This is a genomic window from Halopiger goleimassiliensis, from assembly GCF_000455345.1.
Taxonomy (GTDB): Archaea; Halobacteriota; Halobacteria; order Halobacteriales; family Natrialbaceae; genus Halopiger_A; species Halopiger_A goleimassiliensis.
Genome location: NZ_HG315690.1, coordinates 897,016 through 911,402 on the forward strand (window position 1 = coordinate 897,016; position 14,387 = coordinate 911,402).

At 65.5% G+C, this 14,387-nt stretch carries 11 protein-coding genes; 5 read left to right on the top strand and 6 right to left on the bottom strand.

Annotated elements, in window-relative coordinates:
- Nucleotides 1-15: 15 nt before the first annotated feature.
- Complete coding sequence (locus TX79_RS04425; protein ID WP_049925934.1) at nucleotides 16-1,530, bottom strand: MATE family efflux transporter; 1,515 nt, start codon at nucleotides 1,528-1,530, stop codon at nucleotides 16-18.
- 653 nt (nucleotides 1,531-2,183) lie between these two features.
- Nucleotides 2,184-2,957, bottom strand: a complete 774-nt coding sequence (locus TX79_RS04430; protein ID WP_049925935.1) for an IclR family transcriptional regulator — start codon at nucleotides 2,955-2,957, stop codon at nucleotides 2,184-2,186.
- A 156-nt stretch (nucleotides 2,958-3,113) separates the two neighbouring features.
- On the opposite strand from TX79_RS04430, the gene TX79_RS04435 reads away from it, so the two are divergent.
- The gene (locus tag TX79_RS04435; RefSeq protein WP_049925936.1) at nucleotides 3,114-4,310 is read left to right on the top strand and encodes an acyl-CoA dehydrogenase family protein; all 1,197 of its coding nucleotides are present in this window, start codon (nucleotides 3,114-3,116) and stop codon (nucleotides 4,308-4,310) included.
- Between the two features lie 26 nt (nucleotides 4,311-4,336).
- Here the strand turns inward: TX79_RS04435 and TX79_RS04440 are convergent, their stop codons facing one another.
- The gene (locus tag TX79_RS04440) at nucleotides 4,337-5,275 is read right to left on the bottom strand and encodes a D-2-hydroxyacid dehydrogenase (protein ID WP_049925938.1); all 939 of its coding nucleotides are present in this window, start codon (nucleotides 5,273-5,275) and stop codon (nucleotides 4,337-4,339) included.
- A gap of 319 nt (nucleotides 5,276-5,594) precedes the next feature.
- On the opposite strand from TX79_RS04440, the gene TX79_RS04445 reads away from it, so the two are divergent.
- The gene (locus TX79_RS04445; protein ID WP_049925939.1) at nucleotides 5,595-6,887 is read left to right on the top strand and encodes an MFS transporter; all 1,293 of its coding nucleotides are present in this window, start codon (nucleotides 5,595-5,597) and stop codon (nucleotides 6,885-6,887) included.
- Nucleotides 6,888-6,958: 71 nt separating this feature from the next.
- Here TX79_RS04445 and TX79_RS04450 read toward each other — a convergent pair whose 3' ends face one another.
- A complete protein-coding gene (locus TX79_RS04450; RefSeq protein WP_049925941.1) occupies nucleotides 6,959-7,231 on the bottom strand; it encodes an MTH865 family protein in 273 nt (90 codons plus the stop codon).
- Nucleotides 7,232-7,306: 75 nt separating this feature from the next.
- On the bottom strand, nucleotides 7,307-8,290 hold the full coding sequence (locus TX79_RS04455) for an FAS1-like dehydratase domain-containing protein (protein ID WP_049928272.1): 984 nt from the start codon (nucleotides 8,288-8,290) through the stop codon (nucleotides 7,307-7,309).
- A 234-nt stretch (nucleotides 8,291-8,524) separates the two neighbouring features.
- Here TX79_RS04455 and TX79_RS04460 point away from each other — a divergent pair, with 234 nt between their 5' ends.
- Both TX79_RS04460 and TX79_RS04465 read left to right on the top strand, forming a co-directional pair.
- Complete coding sequence (locus TX79_RS04460) at nucleotides 8,525-9,694, top strand: thiolase family protein (RefSeq protein WP_049925942.1); 1,170 nt, start codon at nucleotides 8,525-8,527, stop codon at nucleotides 9,692-9,694.
- A gap of 149 nt (nucleotides 9,695-9,843) precedes the next feature.
- Nucleotides 9,844-11,361, top strand: coding sequence for an alpha/beta hydrolase domain-containing protein (locus tag TX79_RS04465; RefSeq protein ID WP_049925944.1), 1,518 nt, complete (start codon nucleotides 9,844-9,846; stop codon nucleotides 11,359-11,361).
- A 39-nt stretch (nucleotides 11,362-11,400) separates the two neighbouring features.
- Here TX79_RS04465 and TX79_RS04470 read toward each other — a convergent pair whose 3' ends face one another.
- Complete coding sequence (locus TX79_RS04470) at nucleotides 11,401-12,651, bottom strand: acyl-CoA dehydrogenase family protein (RefSeq protein WP_049925945.1); 1,251 nt, start codon at nucleotides 12,649-12,651, stop codon at nucleotides 11,401-11,403.
- Between the two features lie 549 nt (nucleotides 12,652-13,200).
- Between TX79_RS04470 and TX79_RS04475 the strand changes: the two genes are divergently transcribed.
- Entirely contained in the window at nucleotides 13,201-14,271 is a 1,071-nt protein-coding gene (locus TX79_RS04475) for a quinone-dependent dihydroorotate dehydrogenase (protein ID WP_049925946.1), read from the top strand.
- Nucleotides 14,272-14,387: the final 116 nt, after the last annotated feature.

Genomic DNA, 14,387 nt, shown 5'->3' on the forward strand with positions numbered 1-14,387 from the left:
GTACAGCAATCCGTATCAATCGTCGCTCGGGGTCGTTTCGGGCCGGTACCCTCGGCTGATGACCTTCCACCGACCCGTCGAGAACCGGTAGTAGTTGATCGCCGCGGGTGCGGCGGTCTCGGCGAAAAACGAGAGATAGAGTCCCCAGAGGCCGATCGCAGGGATCGACAGTTCCGGAGTCGTCACACCGAGGACGGGCAGCGTTTCGAGCGACGGAATCGTGAGTCCGACGGCACCCAGATAGGCGAGCGGGATAGCGAACCCGATCATCCCGAGCAACTGGCCGTAGAACGGCCACCGCGTGTCGCCGCTGGCCTCGAGCGCGCCCGCGACGGCCGTCGAGACACCCCGGAGCAACACGGCGACGCAGGCCGCGTGGACCAGCGCGACGGCCGTCGGCACCGCGAGTTCGGCGGGATCGTCCGCGAACAGCAGCACGATCTGTTCGGCGAAGACGGCGACGAGCGCCGCAGCGACGAGGTAGGTGGCGATGGAGAAGCGAACGATCTCCCGACCGTACACCTCCGCCGTCCGCTCGTCGCCCGTTCCGAGTTCCTGGCCCACCAGGCTGGAGGCGGCCAGCCCGAACCCCCACCCCGGCGTGTTCATCAGTCCGTAGATGCGACGGGTGATGACGTACGCGGCGACGGTGTCCTGGCCGAAGACGTCGACGATGGCCAGCAGCGGGAACTCGGCGACGGTCCAGACCAGTCGCGTCCCGAGAACGGGCAGGCCGATCGTCGTCAGGTCCCAGATCGTCTCCGGATGGACGTAGCTCCCGAACGGATCCACGCTCGTGGGGAAGGTCGCCATCCCCGGGAGTCGGCCCGCGGCCAACCCCAGTGCGAACGTCCCCGTCACGACGACGTTCGAGAGAACGGTTCCCAGCGCCGCCCCGACCACGCCGAGGTCGAGGACGAAGATCAGGACGGCGTTGAGCACGATGTTCGCGACGGCTCCGCCCGCCCGAACGACCATCGGCGTCCAGGCGTCGTCCATCCCGACGAACGTCCGGCTCCCGATCAGGTTGAGGCCGGCGAACGGGACGCCGAGACCGACGATTTGGAGATACCGTGCACCCAGACCGACCGCCTCCGGATCGTTGCTGACCAGCGAGATGAGTTGCTCCGGATAGAACCAGAACGCCGCCGTAATGGGCAGGGTCAACGCGACCACGAGCAGCACACTCGAGCGGATCGCCTGGCCCAACTCGTCGTAGGCCTCTGCGCCGAAGCGCTGTGAGACGAGCGCGATGGTCCCCCCGGCGACGCCGCCGCCGGCGGTAAACGCCAGTCCCCAGTACGGCGATGCAAAGCCCACGCCGGCGATCGCCGCCGGTCCGACGGCGACGCCGACCATCGCCACGTCGACCGCGCTCTTCGACATGCGCGCGAGGCCGGTGACGATTCGCGGCCACGCCAGATCCGCCGTCCGTCGCGCTCGCTCGGCATCGATCAGGCCGAATTTCGCGAGCGCCAGCCCGATCCAGAGGATGGTCGCCCGGACCGGATTCGGAAAGCGTCGAAACACGCGAGACGCTCCCCACTTGCCAACTGTCGTAAAAGTAGCTTCTCGAGGCGGCAGTGGAATCCGGTTTCGTTTCGAAATGGGGTCGGACGACCGAGTTCCCGGTACTCGGCATCGTTTCCTCACGGTTGTTCAACACGACCGAACGAAGAAGACTGGAACTGCGATGACGACACTGCTGTGCTTCCGTCGCTGTCGTCAGACTCACTGTTTGGGAGATAGTATCCAGGTAATGACATAGATATTAGAATTTCATAAATGAGGAAGAAGGGTATCAGACCTATCCAGGTCGTCCCGATAGACGGGCCAGTTTAGGTCGGATCGTCCGTAGTAATACATTCGATCAACCGCCTCAGATTCGGAGAGCGGACATCAGCAAACACGCGAGGAGACTGGCCGGTAGCATCAGCCTCTCGTCGAAGGAACTTCCTCTGGTAGTGTTATAATACTGTTTAATTACAAAAACCATAGTCATTTTGGTAGTAATCGAGACGGAACGTCGATCGCTGGAAACGAGTAGAACCACCAACGGCCACGTTCCACAGTGGTACGGAGCGGACGCCGGTATCCGACAGATCGTTACGATCGTATGGCTGTAAATAGCTCGTTGGAAGCACGCGAGAGGGCGTAGCCAATCTGTTCGACCTATCTGAACACTATGCGAACAACAGGTTGACTTCGATCGTGTTCGTCGCGGAGAGCAACTGGTTCTGCAACTCCTCCACTTCCCACTCGTTCTCGAGGCGCTGCTGCGGGCCGGAGATCGCCACCGCACCGTAGACCGTGCCGTCGTTGTCGAGAATCGGCGCGCCGACGGCACTTACGCCGGGGAGGTACTCGCCGTGGTTGTAGGCGACGCCCTCCTCACGCACCTGCTCGAGTTCGGTCTCGAGCGTCTCGCGATCGGTGATCGTCTCGTCGGTGAACGCCGGCAATCCCCAGTCGTCGACGATTCGGTCGACTTTCGACTCGTCGAAGTGGGCGAGCATCGCCTTTCCGCCGGCCGAACAGTGGAGGTACGTCGGCGTTCCGACGTCGATGTCGGACGTGACCGAGCGCTCGCCGTCGTGAGCGCGGACGATCGTTCCGAGTCCGTGCTGCTCCGTCGAACAGAAGGCGCGTTCACCGGTGCGTTCGGCGAGCTCCGCCACGGCCGATTCGGACGACTCGTACAGCGGTTCGGCCCGTTTGACCGACTCGCCGAAGGAGAGAAACCGGAGGCTCAGTCGGTACTCCTCTTCCTCCTGGACGACGTAGCCCTTGGAGTACAGCGTCTGGAGGTGCGCGTGAACGGTGCTCTTCGCGAGGTCGGTCCGGTCCGCCAGCGCCGTCACCCCGGCACCGCCGGTTTGCCAGAGCGCCTCCACGATGTCGAGAGCCTTCACCACGGCGTCGATCCGATCGACCTCGTCCCGTGCGTCTGCGTCCATACGTGTGCATTCTCGAAGGACCCCTAATGTGTTCTGTTCTGTTGAACGGATGCCGGGTTCGTTCGAAGTGGGACGGTCCCGTCGACCCCCGGGATTGCGTTCGTTGCAACCGTGAGACACGACAACAATTAAATAGGCAGTTCTGTCATATGGGCTATGGACTTCAGCGAGCCGTCGGAAGCCGTCCAGATCAAGCGAGCGATCGACGAGTTCATCGAGCGGGAAGTCGCCCCCCTCGAGTCGGAGTACGACGAGTTCCTCGGCCCGGATTACGAGAAACATATCGTCGACGAGAACCACCGACAGGTCCCCGAGTACCGCGAGGTGATCGAGCAGATCAGAAAGAAGTCCGTCGAGGCGGGCTTCTACGGGATGACGATGCCGGAGGAGGTCGGCGGCGGCGACGTCGACATCCTCACGCGCGCCATCGTCGGCGAACACCTGTCGAACCGACCCCCGGGGTTCCACCGGGCCATCTTCGGCGGCGCGGGCGGGCCCACACCGATCCTGCTCGACTGTGACGAGGCTCAACGCGAGGAGTACCTCGATCCGCTGATGGACGGCGAGATCACGACGTGTTTCGCGCTCACGGAGCCGGGTCACGGCAGCGACGCGCATCACATGGATACGCGGGCCGAACGGGACGGTGACGAGTGGGTTATCAACGGACAGAAGTGCTACATCACGAACGGTCCCTACGCCGACTTCGCGATGGTGTTCGCCCGAACGAGCGGCGACGACGGGGATCTCCACGGGATCACCTGCTTCCTCGTGGACGCCGACAACCCCGGCTACGAGGTCGGAACGATCCACCGGGCGATGGGGATGACGCCGGGTACGCACTCGGAACTCCGGTTCGACGACTGTCGCGTCTCCGAGGACCAGGTGCTCGGGGAGGTCGACCAGGGGTTCCAGTCGGCGATGAGTTGGATCGGCGGCGGTCGGATTAACATCGCCGCAGGCTCCGTCGGTGCGGCGCAGTACCTGCTCGACATATCCGTCGAGTACGCCCGCGACCGGGAGACCTTCGGGAAACCGATCGGCCACCGTCAGGGCGTTTCCTTCCAGCTCGCCGAACTCGCGACGGACATCGAACAGGTCCGCCAGCTCTACCGCTACGCCGCCTGGAAGATGGACAACGGCGAACGGGCCCGCAAGGAGGAGTCGATGGCCAAACTGCGGGGTGCGAAACTCGCGAACAAAGCGGCCGACGTCGCGATGCAGGTCCACGGCGGCGCTGGCTACATGAAGGATCTGCCGATCGAGCGCCACTACCGCAACGCCCGCGTCTATCGCATCTTCGAGGGAACCGACGAGATCCAGAAACGCACCATCGCCCGCGAACTGATCTGAAACCCCGGCTCGAACCGATTCCGCGATCAGACGACGCGATTCTCGAGCGGCTCACCCGAGACGAACCGCTCGTAGTTCGCGACGAACAGGTCCGCACAGCGCTCCCAGTAGTGGGGCGTCGACCCCGCCATGTGGGGCGTCACAAGCACGTCGTCGCGGTCCCACAGCGGCGACGACTCGGGGAGCGGCTCCTCGTCGAAGACGTCCAGCGCGGCCCCGGCCAACTCGTCCGCCTCGAGCGCATCGACGAGCGCGCTCTGGTCGACGACCTCGCCCCTGGCAACGTTGACGAGTACGGCGTCGTCGGGCAGCGTGGCGAGCGCGACGTCGTCGATCAGGCCACGCGTCTGGTCGGTCAGCGGACAGGCGAGCACGAGGTAGTCGCTCTCTGCGAGGACCCTCGGCAGATCGTCGGGCCCGTAGACGGCCTCGAGCGCGTCGGGTGCGTCGCTCGGGTCGCGCTTGACCCCGAGAACGCGGGCGTCGAAGGGGCGACAGTACCGGGCGACCTGCGAACCGATGGCACCGACGCCAACGATGCCGACGGTTCGATCGCCGAGTTCGCCGCCCCCGTAGCGGTCCCACTCGCGACGCCGTTGCTGAGTGACCGCCCGGTCGAACCCGCGTTCGAAGTACAGCAGGTAGCCGAGCACCTGCTGACCGATCGGTTCGGCGTGGATGCCCGAGGCGTTCGTCAGTGCGACGTCGTGGTCGGCGAACGCGTCGTGGTCGTACGAGTCCGTCCCGGCGCTCACCGCCTGGACCCACTCCAGGTTCGGGGCCCGCTCGAGGACGTCCACGGACAGCCGCTGTGTGATGACGACTTCGGCGTCGTCGAGATGGGCCTCAAAGGTTTCCTCGTCTTCGACGTGCTCGAGGTCCAGATCGGAACGTCGCTCTCGAATCTCGTCGGTCAGGGCCGATCCCCCCTCGCCGGCTACGAACGGAGAGACGAAGACGGTCATGCCCACTGCACCCCACCGATCGGCTGTAGACGGCGACGCTCGTTCGCGGTCGGTTCACGGTACTGGAGACGACGGCAGTTCATGACGCGTCGTAACACGAACGGCTACAAGGAACCTGCGACAGCGGTCGATCCAGGGTGCGTCTCAAGCCGGACCCTCACGACGGAGGACCGTTCCGGGATCCGTACACTTTTGGGCATTTCCGAACAACGCCGTCGTGTATGAACGGATCGCTCGGTCTGGCTGAACGACACGGTGGGCACCGGAGGCCGGGGACTCGACTCGAGCGATCCACGGCGACGCGGAGCGTGACCGGACCGTGACTGCGGCGGAGACGTTCTCGGATGCGGAGGTTCGGACCGTTTCGCTGGCGGTCATCGCGGGAATCTTCTTCGGCGGCGTCGCGACCGGCGTCGCGTTTCCGACGCTGCCCTTGCTGGACGAGGAGTTGCTCATCGGTGCGGTCATGCTGAGTCTGATCCTCTCGGCCAACCGGATCGCGCGGCTGGTGATGAACACGCCCGCAGGAACGATCATCGACCGGTACGGTGCGCGAACGCCGATGATCGTCGGCCTGTACACGCAGGCGCTGGCTCCGTTCGGCTACATCGTGGGCTTACTGGCACCGTCGTACGTCTTCGGAACGGTCCCGGTTCTGGGAGCGGTGTCGCTCCCGGGCGTCGTCTTCGTCCTCGCACGGCTGTTCTGGGGTATCGGAAGCGCGTTCGTCTTCCTCGGCGCGTTCGCGACGGTGACGTACGTGACGACGAGTGAGAACCGGGGCCGGTGGGTCGGCTACATGCGCGGCGGCCAGTCGCTGGGCTTTCCGACGGGGCTGGTCGTCGGGGGCGTGATGATGGACGTCGCCTCGATGCAGGCGGCGTTTTTCGTCGCCGGCGTCCTCGCGCTGATCGCGGGCACCGTCGCGACGCTCGTGTTGCCCGAGGTCCACTCCGGAACGGAGTCGGAGACGGCACGACTGCGCGACGTGCCGGGCCTGGTATGGGGCCGTCCGACAGTGCTTTTGATCGGGTTCGGTAACTTCACGGTCCAGTTCCTCTGGGGTGGCATCATCCTCTCGACGCTGGCCCGCTACGCGAACGTCTACGGGCTGGAACTGTCGTTGCTCGGAGCGGCCGGCGTCAGCGGCGTCGTGATGGGCGTCGGCGTGATCACGTCCGGGGTGACGACGGTCGTGACGGGCCGAATCTCCGACGTGATCTCCGACCGGTCGCTGTTGACGGTTCCGGCGTTCGGATCGATGGCCGCCGGGTTCCTGATCGTCGCCTACGTCCCGGTGATCGAGGCGTTACTCCTGGCGATCGTTCTCATCGGTGCCGGGATGGGTGCCGCCGCACCCGCCCTGATGGCCATTCTCGGCGACGTCACCCCCGGCGACGAACTCGGCCGAATGGGTAGCGTCTACAACGTGATGGGCGACGTCGGGTTGAGTCTCGGCCCGCTCGTCGCGATTCCCGCCGTCGACATCTGGTTGGGCTACCAGTGGACCTACGTCCTCTGTGCCGCGCTCGTGTTCTCCTGTCTCACGCTCGTTTCCGTCCCGCTCGTCCGTAACCCGGACGTCTCGAGGGACGCGATCCGGGCCGATTGAAACGGACGACGGACCCCATCGCCGGCAACTCGCGGACGGAGAGACGATCGTGACGAGCCTCGAGTGCAGGCTTAGCCGGGTAACTCGCCGGCCTCCTGCAGGCCCTCGACGATGTCGTCGGCGATCGCTTCGGGGCTATCGTACGGGAACCGTTCGGTGGGATCGCCCTCGCTCGCGCTCTGGATCTGCATGATCGACATCGAGAAATCGCCCGATTCGAACGTCGTCGCCGGACCGTTCGGCAGCGCCGGCAGGAGTTCCATCGGGTTCTCGACGGGGTAGTCCGCGCCCTCGAAGGCGTCGACCAACTGTTCGTGGATTTCGTCCGGATCGGCGTCGGACATAGTTCGACGATACGACGACCCGCCACATAATCGTTGGTCGAACGATACACCGATTCGGCGCTTCCCACCCGGTGGTTACTCCTCGAGGGTCGCGCTCGCGGTACCGGAAAGCAGCGTCTCGCCGCGGTCAGCCCGGGCCTCGAGTTCGACCTCGACCGTCCCATCACCGACGTCGACGACCTCGCCGGTCGCGATCACCGTATCGCCGGGGAAGACCCGCGACTGGAAGCGGACGCCGAAGGAGTCGACGGCGTCGATACCGAACCAGTCGGTGACGACACGGGAGGTGACGCCGGCGGTGAACATCCCCTGGCCGAAGACGCTGGGGTTGCCCGCTTCCCGGGCGTAGGGTTCGTCGTAGTGGATCGGGTTGAAGTCGCCGCTCGCGCCGGCGTACTTGACGAAGTGCTTTCGCTCTACGTCGTCCACCACGACCGTCGGCCCCGAGTCGCCGACTGCGAGGTCCTCGAGCGAGCGAACGGGGTCGACCGAGTCTGGGTCGGCCACTGCGGTTTCGCTTCCTTCCTCGTCGTCGGCGTCGGTCTCCACGTCGTCCGTACTATCCTCATCGTCGACGGCACCCTCGGTTTCGATCGCCGTCGCCCGGGCGGTGAGGACGAGGTCGCCGTCCCGATCGCGGTACTCGGTCTCGAAGACGGCGAAGGTCATCGTTCCCGCGCGGCCACCCTCGCGCTGGAAGACGTCCGCGAGGGTCGTCTCGCCGGTCACCACGTCGCCGACGTACAGCGGCCGTTCGTACTCGTAGGCCTGTTCGCCGTGGAGGACGTACTCCTGGCGAAAGCCAAGGTCGAAGCCGTAGCCGTCGTCCTCGGTCGCACTATATCGGGGAAACCGACTCACGCGCGTGTAGGTCAGCGGCGCGGGAATCCGGTCGTGACCTGCCTCGCGAGCGGCGTCGGGGTCGGAGTAAATCGGGTTCGGATCCGTGATCGCCCGGGCGAACTCCGCGACCTTTCCGCGTTCGATCCGGAAATCCTCGACGGTCACCCGCGACTCCCCGACCAGTCCCTCGAGTTCCGACAGGGGTTTAGTCGGCACGGCGGTCACCTCCCGCGGGAAGACCGTCTGCGAGTCGCTTCACGATAGATCCCCGGGGTCCGGGTGAGCATCGCTCCGGCGTTCCTGTCTCGACTGTCATTTCCCGACTCGTTCGAAGACCTAACCCATAACTGTGTTCCTCGAAAACGCTAGCTGGAATCGACGGAGTGGCTACGGCGACGCCCTCGACTCCGGGACGGAACGGCTATCCGGTTCGCCGCCGTAGGCCGGCGTATGAACGACGCAGTCATCGTCGACGCTGTTCGAACACCGTTCGGCAAGCGAGACGGCTCCTTCCGTGATACCCATCCGCAGGACCTGGCCGCGAAACCGCTCGAGGCCCTCGAGGAGCGAAACGGCTTCGGTCCGGAGACGGTCGAGGACGTGATCTACGGCTGCGTGACCCCGATCGACGAACAGGGACTCAATATCGGCCGCATCGCGCCGATGGTTGCCGGATGGGGCGACGGCGTTCCCGGCGTCCAGCTCAATCGGATGTGTGGCTCCGGCCAGCAGGCGGTCAACTTCGCGGCGACGAACGTCATGGCCGGCCAGCACGACGTCCTCGTCGCCGGCGGCGTCGAGCACATGACCCGCGTGCCGATGGGATCGGACGGGGCCGACGGCGTCGACGGCGACGGCGCGGTCACGGACACCTACTTCGAGCACTTCGACGAGTTGACCCACCAGGGCGAAGGGGCCGAACGCATCGCCGAGAACTACGGCTTCACGCGCCGGGAACTCGACGAACTCGCCGTCGACTCCCAGCGCCGGTGGGCCGAGGCCTGGGAGGACGGCCGGTACGACGACCAGATCGTCCCCGTCGAAACGGAACTCGATGGTGACGGTCTCACCATCGAGCAGGACGAACACCCCCGCCCCGACACCGACCTCGAGACGCTCTCGACCCTGCCGCTGTCGTTCCGCGAGGAGGGCGAGGGCGTCCACCACCCCGGCAACGCCTCGGGCATCGTCGACGGCTCAGCGGCCCTCCTGATCGCCAGCGAGGAAGCCGCCGCGGCACACGGCTGGGAACCGATGGCCCGGATCGTCGCGACCGAGGTCGTCGGCGTCGACCCCGTGACGATGCTCACCGGCCCGATTCCGGCCACCGAGCGCGTGCTGGAGAAGACCGACCTCGAACTCGAGGATATCGACCGCTTCGAGGTCAACGAGGCGTTCGCCTCGGTCGTCGCGGCCTGGCTCGAGGAGACCGGCGTCTCCTGGGAACGGGTCAACGTCAACGGCGGGGCGATCGCTCACGGCCACCCGCTGGGCGCGACCGGCGCAGCACTGCTGACGAAACTGGCCCACGAACTCGAGCGAACCGGGAAGAACCGGGCGCTCTCGACCATGTGTATCGGATTCGGGCAGGGGATCGCGACGATCATCGAACGCGTGTAACCGCTCTCCCGAACGCCGATTCCAGTGTAAACCCACCCTATCAACCGAGTATTGCACTGATTATCCGCGATCCCGACCAGTCTCCGGCCGAACACGTGTCATTCACTGAACAATAATTAATTGGCGGGGACCGCTACGTCGGTCCGTCGATGTCAGACGATCCCATCCAAGACGACAGTCGGTGGAGTCGCAGTCGCCGCACGGTGCTGCGCAGTCTCGGTGTCGCGTCGGCCGTCGGGGTCGTGGGTACCCCGACGGTGCTCGCGGGCGGGGACGACCACGAGATCCCCGAAACGGTGCCGACGCCCCACGTGAGCAGGCTCTCGGGCGGGCACGCAACCGGGCAGCCACAGACGTCGGCGGTTCACGACGTCTCCGAGTACGGCTACGTCGAGGAGGAGTTTATGGTCGCCGGCGAGGCGCGGCCGACGACCCATCCGCCAGTATTCTTCGAGGAGGAAGCCCCGGCCCTCCCCGAAGAGCACGCCTCCTACGCGACCCGAATCCTCGTCTATCGGCCCGCCGATCCCGAGGCGTTCAACGGCGACGTCGTCGTCAACTGGGCCAACGTCTCGACCCAGCGCGACGCGCCGGTGACGTGGGTCAACGCCTACGACTACCTGATGCGCGAGGGGTACGCCGTCGTGGTCGCCTCCGTGCAGAAGGTCGGGGTCGACGACTCGGCCGAGGGACTGGATCTGGTCTCCTGGGACCCCGCGCGGTACGGCGACCTCCACCACCCGGGCGACGAGTACGCGTTCGACATCTTCTCGCAGCTAGTCAAGGCGCTCCGGGCCAGTCCGGACGTCGACCCCATGGGCGGCCTCGAGACGGAGTACGTCTACGCGACCGGGGAGTCGCAGTCTGCCGGCTTCCTCCACCCCTACATCACGGACGTCCAGCCGGTCCACGGGATGGTCGACGGGTTCATGCCGACGGCCGCGGTGGGGTCGTCGGAGATCGTCGACGCTCCAGTGCCGGTCCTGTGGCTCAACAGCGAGGACGAAGCCCCCTGGCTCGATCCGGAAACCGGACGGGAGATTCCAAACACCAAGTCGTTCGTCCTCTGGGAGGTCGCCGGGGCCTCGCACGTCAACTTCTGGCTGTCGGCCTGGTACGACGTGATGAACGCCCGCGACTTCGACGAGGAACCGGACTGGTTCGCGAGCGACGACCCCGAGTGGGACCCCGGCTACGCGGGCCAGTACGGCCAGCTCGAGGACGCCGTCTACGGCGTCTGCGGGACGAACTACACGCCCTCGCGGTACGCCTACGCCGCCGGCGTCGAGCGGTTGCGCAACTGGGTCCGCCACGGCGAGAAGCCCCCCGAACCGCCGCGGATCGAACACGACGGCGACGACGTCGCCAGCGACGAGTACGGCAACGCCTTGGGCGGCGTTCGCTACCCGCCGATCGACGTCCCCGTGGCCACCTACCACGCGCGCGACGAGGTCTGCGGCGGTGCCGAGGGCGAATCCGAACTGCTCGGCGCGACCGTCCGCTTCGACGACGCGGCGATCCGGGAGCTGTACGGCTCCGTCGACCGGTACGTCGCCCTGATGCGCGAGGCGGCCGACGAGGCGGTCGAGCAGGGCTACCTGCTCGAGCCTGAACGCGAGGAGCTGCTGGCTCGAGCGCGGACGATCGACGGCCTCCCGCGGAACTGATTCGCCTCCCTCCGGGTAGGTCCAGCGGAGAGCGGCGGGCTAGTCGTCGAGTTCGTCGATCCGCAGGTCCTCGTCGAATCGCAGTGCGTTCTCGACCTCGGACGTGTCGACGTCCTCGAACGCCCAGCGCGCGATGGTCCGCCGGTGGACCTCGTCGGCACCGTCGACGATCCGGAACGCACGGACGTTCTCGTAGAAGTACGCGATCGGCAGGTCCTTTCCGATGCCGTTGCCGCCGCAGCACTGTAAGGCGAGGTCGATCGCCTCGTTGGTGACGTTCGCCGTGTACATCTTCGCCATCGCGACCTCGATGCGGGCGTCGCTGCGGTCGAGTTCGCGCGCGGCGTGGCGGACCATACAGCGGGCCGCGTGCAACCGCGTCTCGGCGTCGGCGATGCGGTGGCGCAGCGCCTGCTTCTCCTCCAAGCTGGTGCCGAAAGCCTCCCGTTCCTGGAGGTAGGCCTTCGCGATCTCGAGCGAGCGCTGGGCCATCCCGGAGTAGCGCATGCAGTGGGTGAGCCGTCCGCCGCCGAGTCGCATCTGGGCGATCCGGAAGCCCTCGCCTTCCTCGCCGACGGTGTTCTCGACGGGGACGCGGACGTTATCGAACTTCACCTCGGCGTGGCCGCCCGTGCGCTCGGTGATGCCGTGCCCGCCCAGGTGAGGGACGTTTCGGACGACCTCGACGCCGTCGGCGTCCGCCGGCACGAGAATGATCGAGGTCCCTTCGTAGGGGTGAGCGTCGAGGTCGGTCCGGGCCATCACGAGGTAGAAATCGGCCTCGAGACCGTCGGAGGTCCACCACTTGTGGGCGTTGACGACCCACTCGTCGCCGTCCTTGACGGCCGTGCTCTGGAGCATCTTCGGGTCCGAGCCGCCACCCTGCATCGGTTCGGTCATCGCGAACGCCGACTGGAGTTCGCCCTGGACGAGCGGGCGGAGGTACTCCTCTTTTTGCTCCTCGGTCCCGACCATCTCGAGGGTGTGCATGTTACCCTCTTGTGGTGCGTTCGCACGGATGGCGACAGCGCCGGTCAGCGTTCGACCGACCTGTTCGAACGACGGAAGCATGTCACTGAAATCGAGTCCCTGCCCGCCGTACTCCTCGGGGACCTGGGGTGCGAACAGGTCGCGCTCCTTGGCCTGTTCCCACCAGTCTTCGATCTCGTCCATCGGGATAGGCTCGCCCGTCGCCATGGCCTCGCGTTCGCGCGGGATCACGACTTCCTCCATGAAGTCTGCTACCCGTCCCGCGACCGCCTTCGCTTTCTCGGAGTCGTGGTACTCCATATCGAGGCCATATACGTACAACATTGTAAATGTGCAACAACCCGATCAACTACATCGTTGTGAAAGCAACGACGACGTCACACCAGCCAGGGTAGGGATTTCCGCTCGAGTCCCGGAAGCCTCCCAACGGATCGTTGGCAAGTTGCTGGACGCCGGCCCCGTAAACGAACTGTAGTAGATCCTGTAGAAACGTACGAATCCAGCCACAAAATCCATCATACCTAATTATTTATATACCAGACTCGAATGCCTCGTATTACCGTGGTCGATACCGGGAATTGTGGAAAGTCGCCCACGAGCGGTGACTGATTCGGCTGTCGTCTTCGGTTCCGTCACGTGGTTTCGTCGGTTCGAGTTTCTCAGGATCCTTCTGAACACGCGTTTCTCCGGTCCGACGCTAGTCCCTTCGGCTATATCACCAAACACATCATACTACTGACTATCAGGTTGAGATGATACGATTGCGAGTCTAGAGGAACGGCGAGTCACGAGACGCGAAATCGGTCTCGCTTCGAGACGTTTACCATTGGTCGGCCCTAGATACCGGCAATGACGCTGTACTCGCGGGTGCGACCCCTGGCGTTCACGTTGCCCGCCGAGACGGCCCACGAACTGGGCAAGCGAACGCTCCGGGCCGCGCAGTCGACCTGGCCCACGCGGCAGGCGCTTCGGGCGGCCTACCGGTACGAGCATCCCGCCCTCGAGGTCGATCTGTTCGGGACCCGGTTCCCGAATCCGGTCGGGGTCGCGGCCGGATTCGACAAGAACGCCGAGGTGACCCACGCGCTCGAGGCGCTGGGATTCGGGTTCGTCGAGATCGGGACGGTGACGCCCTATCCGCAGGCGGGTAACGAACGACCCCGACTGTTCCGACTTCGGGAGGACGAGGGAATGATCAACCGGATGGGGTTCAACGGCCACGGGATGGAGTCGGTCAAAGAACGCCTCGAGGCCGACGGCACCCCCCGCATCCCGCTGGGGGTCAACGTCGGCAAGATGAACGCCTCGAACGAGCGCGAGGCCGTCGAGGACTACCGGCGCGTCTTCGTCCGACTGGCACCCTTTGCGGACTACGTCGTTGTCAACGTCTCCTGTCCGAACACGCCCGACGAGTTCGACGAGGCCTCGCCCGAGCACCTGCGGACGATCTTCGAGACGCTCGAGGCGGAAAACGAGTGGGACGTCCCCATTCTGGTGAAGATCGGCCCCGACGAACCCGAAGAGGCCGTGCTGGACCTCGTCGACATCGTCCAGGAGTTCGGCCTGGACGGGATCGTCGCGACCAACACCTCTACGTCCCGCGAGGGCCTCGAGTCACCCAATCGCGAGGAGTGGGGCGGACTCAGCGGGAAGCCGATCGCGGATCGCTCGACCGACGTGATCCGAACGATCGCGGCGTACACCGACGGCGAACTGCCGATCGTCGGCGTCGGCGGCGTGGACTCGGCCGAGAGCGCCTACGCGAAGATCCGCGCGGGGGCCTCGCTCGTGCAACTCTACACCGGGTTCGTCTACCAGGGTCCCACGACGGCAAAGCGGATCAATCGCGGGTTAGTCGCGCTGCTCGAGCGCGACGGCTTCGACTCGATCGAAGCGGCCGTCGGTGCCGACCTCGAGTAACTCCGGGGTCGTTCTCCCGATCCGTGGTAACTCGTCGGCCGAAGCGACGGCACTCGACCCATCGAGACGGCGGCTGCGAGGACGTCGTGCAATCGGGCGTTCGTCTCGCGTCCCGT

Bases quoted from the DNA above. Each gene is read 5' to 3' on its own strand.
- TX79_RS04465 (WP_049925944.1), top strand. From the start codon at position 9,844: ATGTCAGACGATCCCATCCAAGACGACAGTCGGTGGAGTCGCAGTCGC.
- TX79_RS04450 (WP_049925941.1), bottom strand. From the start codon at position 7,231: ATGTCCGACGCCGATCCGGACGAAATCCACGAACAGTTGGTCGACGCC.
- TX79_RS04430 (WP_049925935.1), bottom strand. From the start codon at position 2,957: ATGGACGCAGACGCACGGGACGAGGTCGATCGGATCGACGCCGTGGTG.
- TX79_RS04440 (WP_049925938.1), bottom strand. From the start codon at position 5,275: ATGACCGTCTTCGTCTCTCCGTTCGTAGCCGGCGAGGGGGGATCGGCC.
- TX79_RS04475 (WP_049925946.1), top strand. From the start codon at position 13,201: ATGACGCTGTACTCGCGGGTGCGACCCCTGGCGTTCACGTTGCCCGCC.
- TX79_RS04460 (WP_049925942.1), top strand. From the start codon at position 8,525: ATGAACGACGCAGTCATCGTCGACGCTGTTCGAACACCGTTCGGCAAG.
- TX79_RS04470 (WP_049925945.1), bottom strand. From the start codon at position 12,651: ATGGAGTACCACGACTCCGAGAAAGCGAAGGCGGTCGCGGGACGGGTA.
- TX79_RS04435 (WP_049925936.1), top strand. From the start codon at position 3,114: ATGGACTTCAGCGAGCCGTCGGAAGCCGTCCAGATCAAGCGAGCGATC.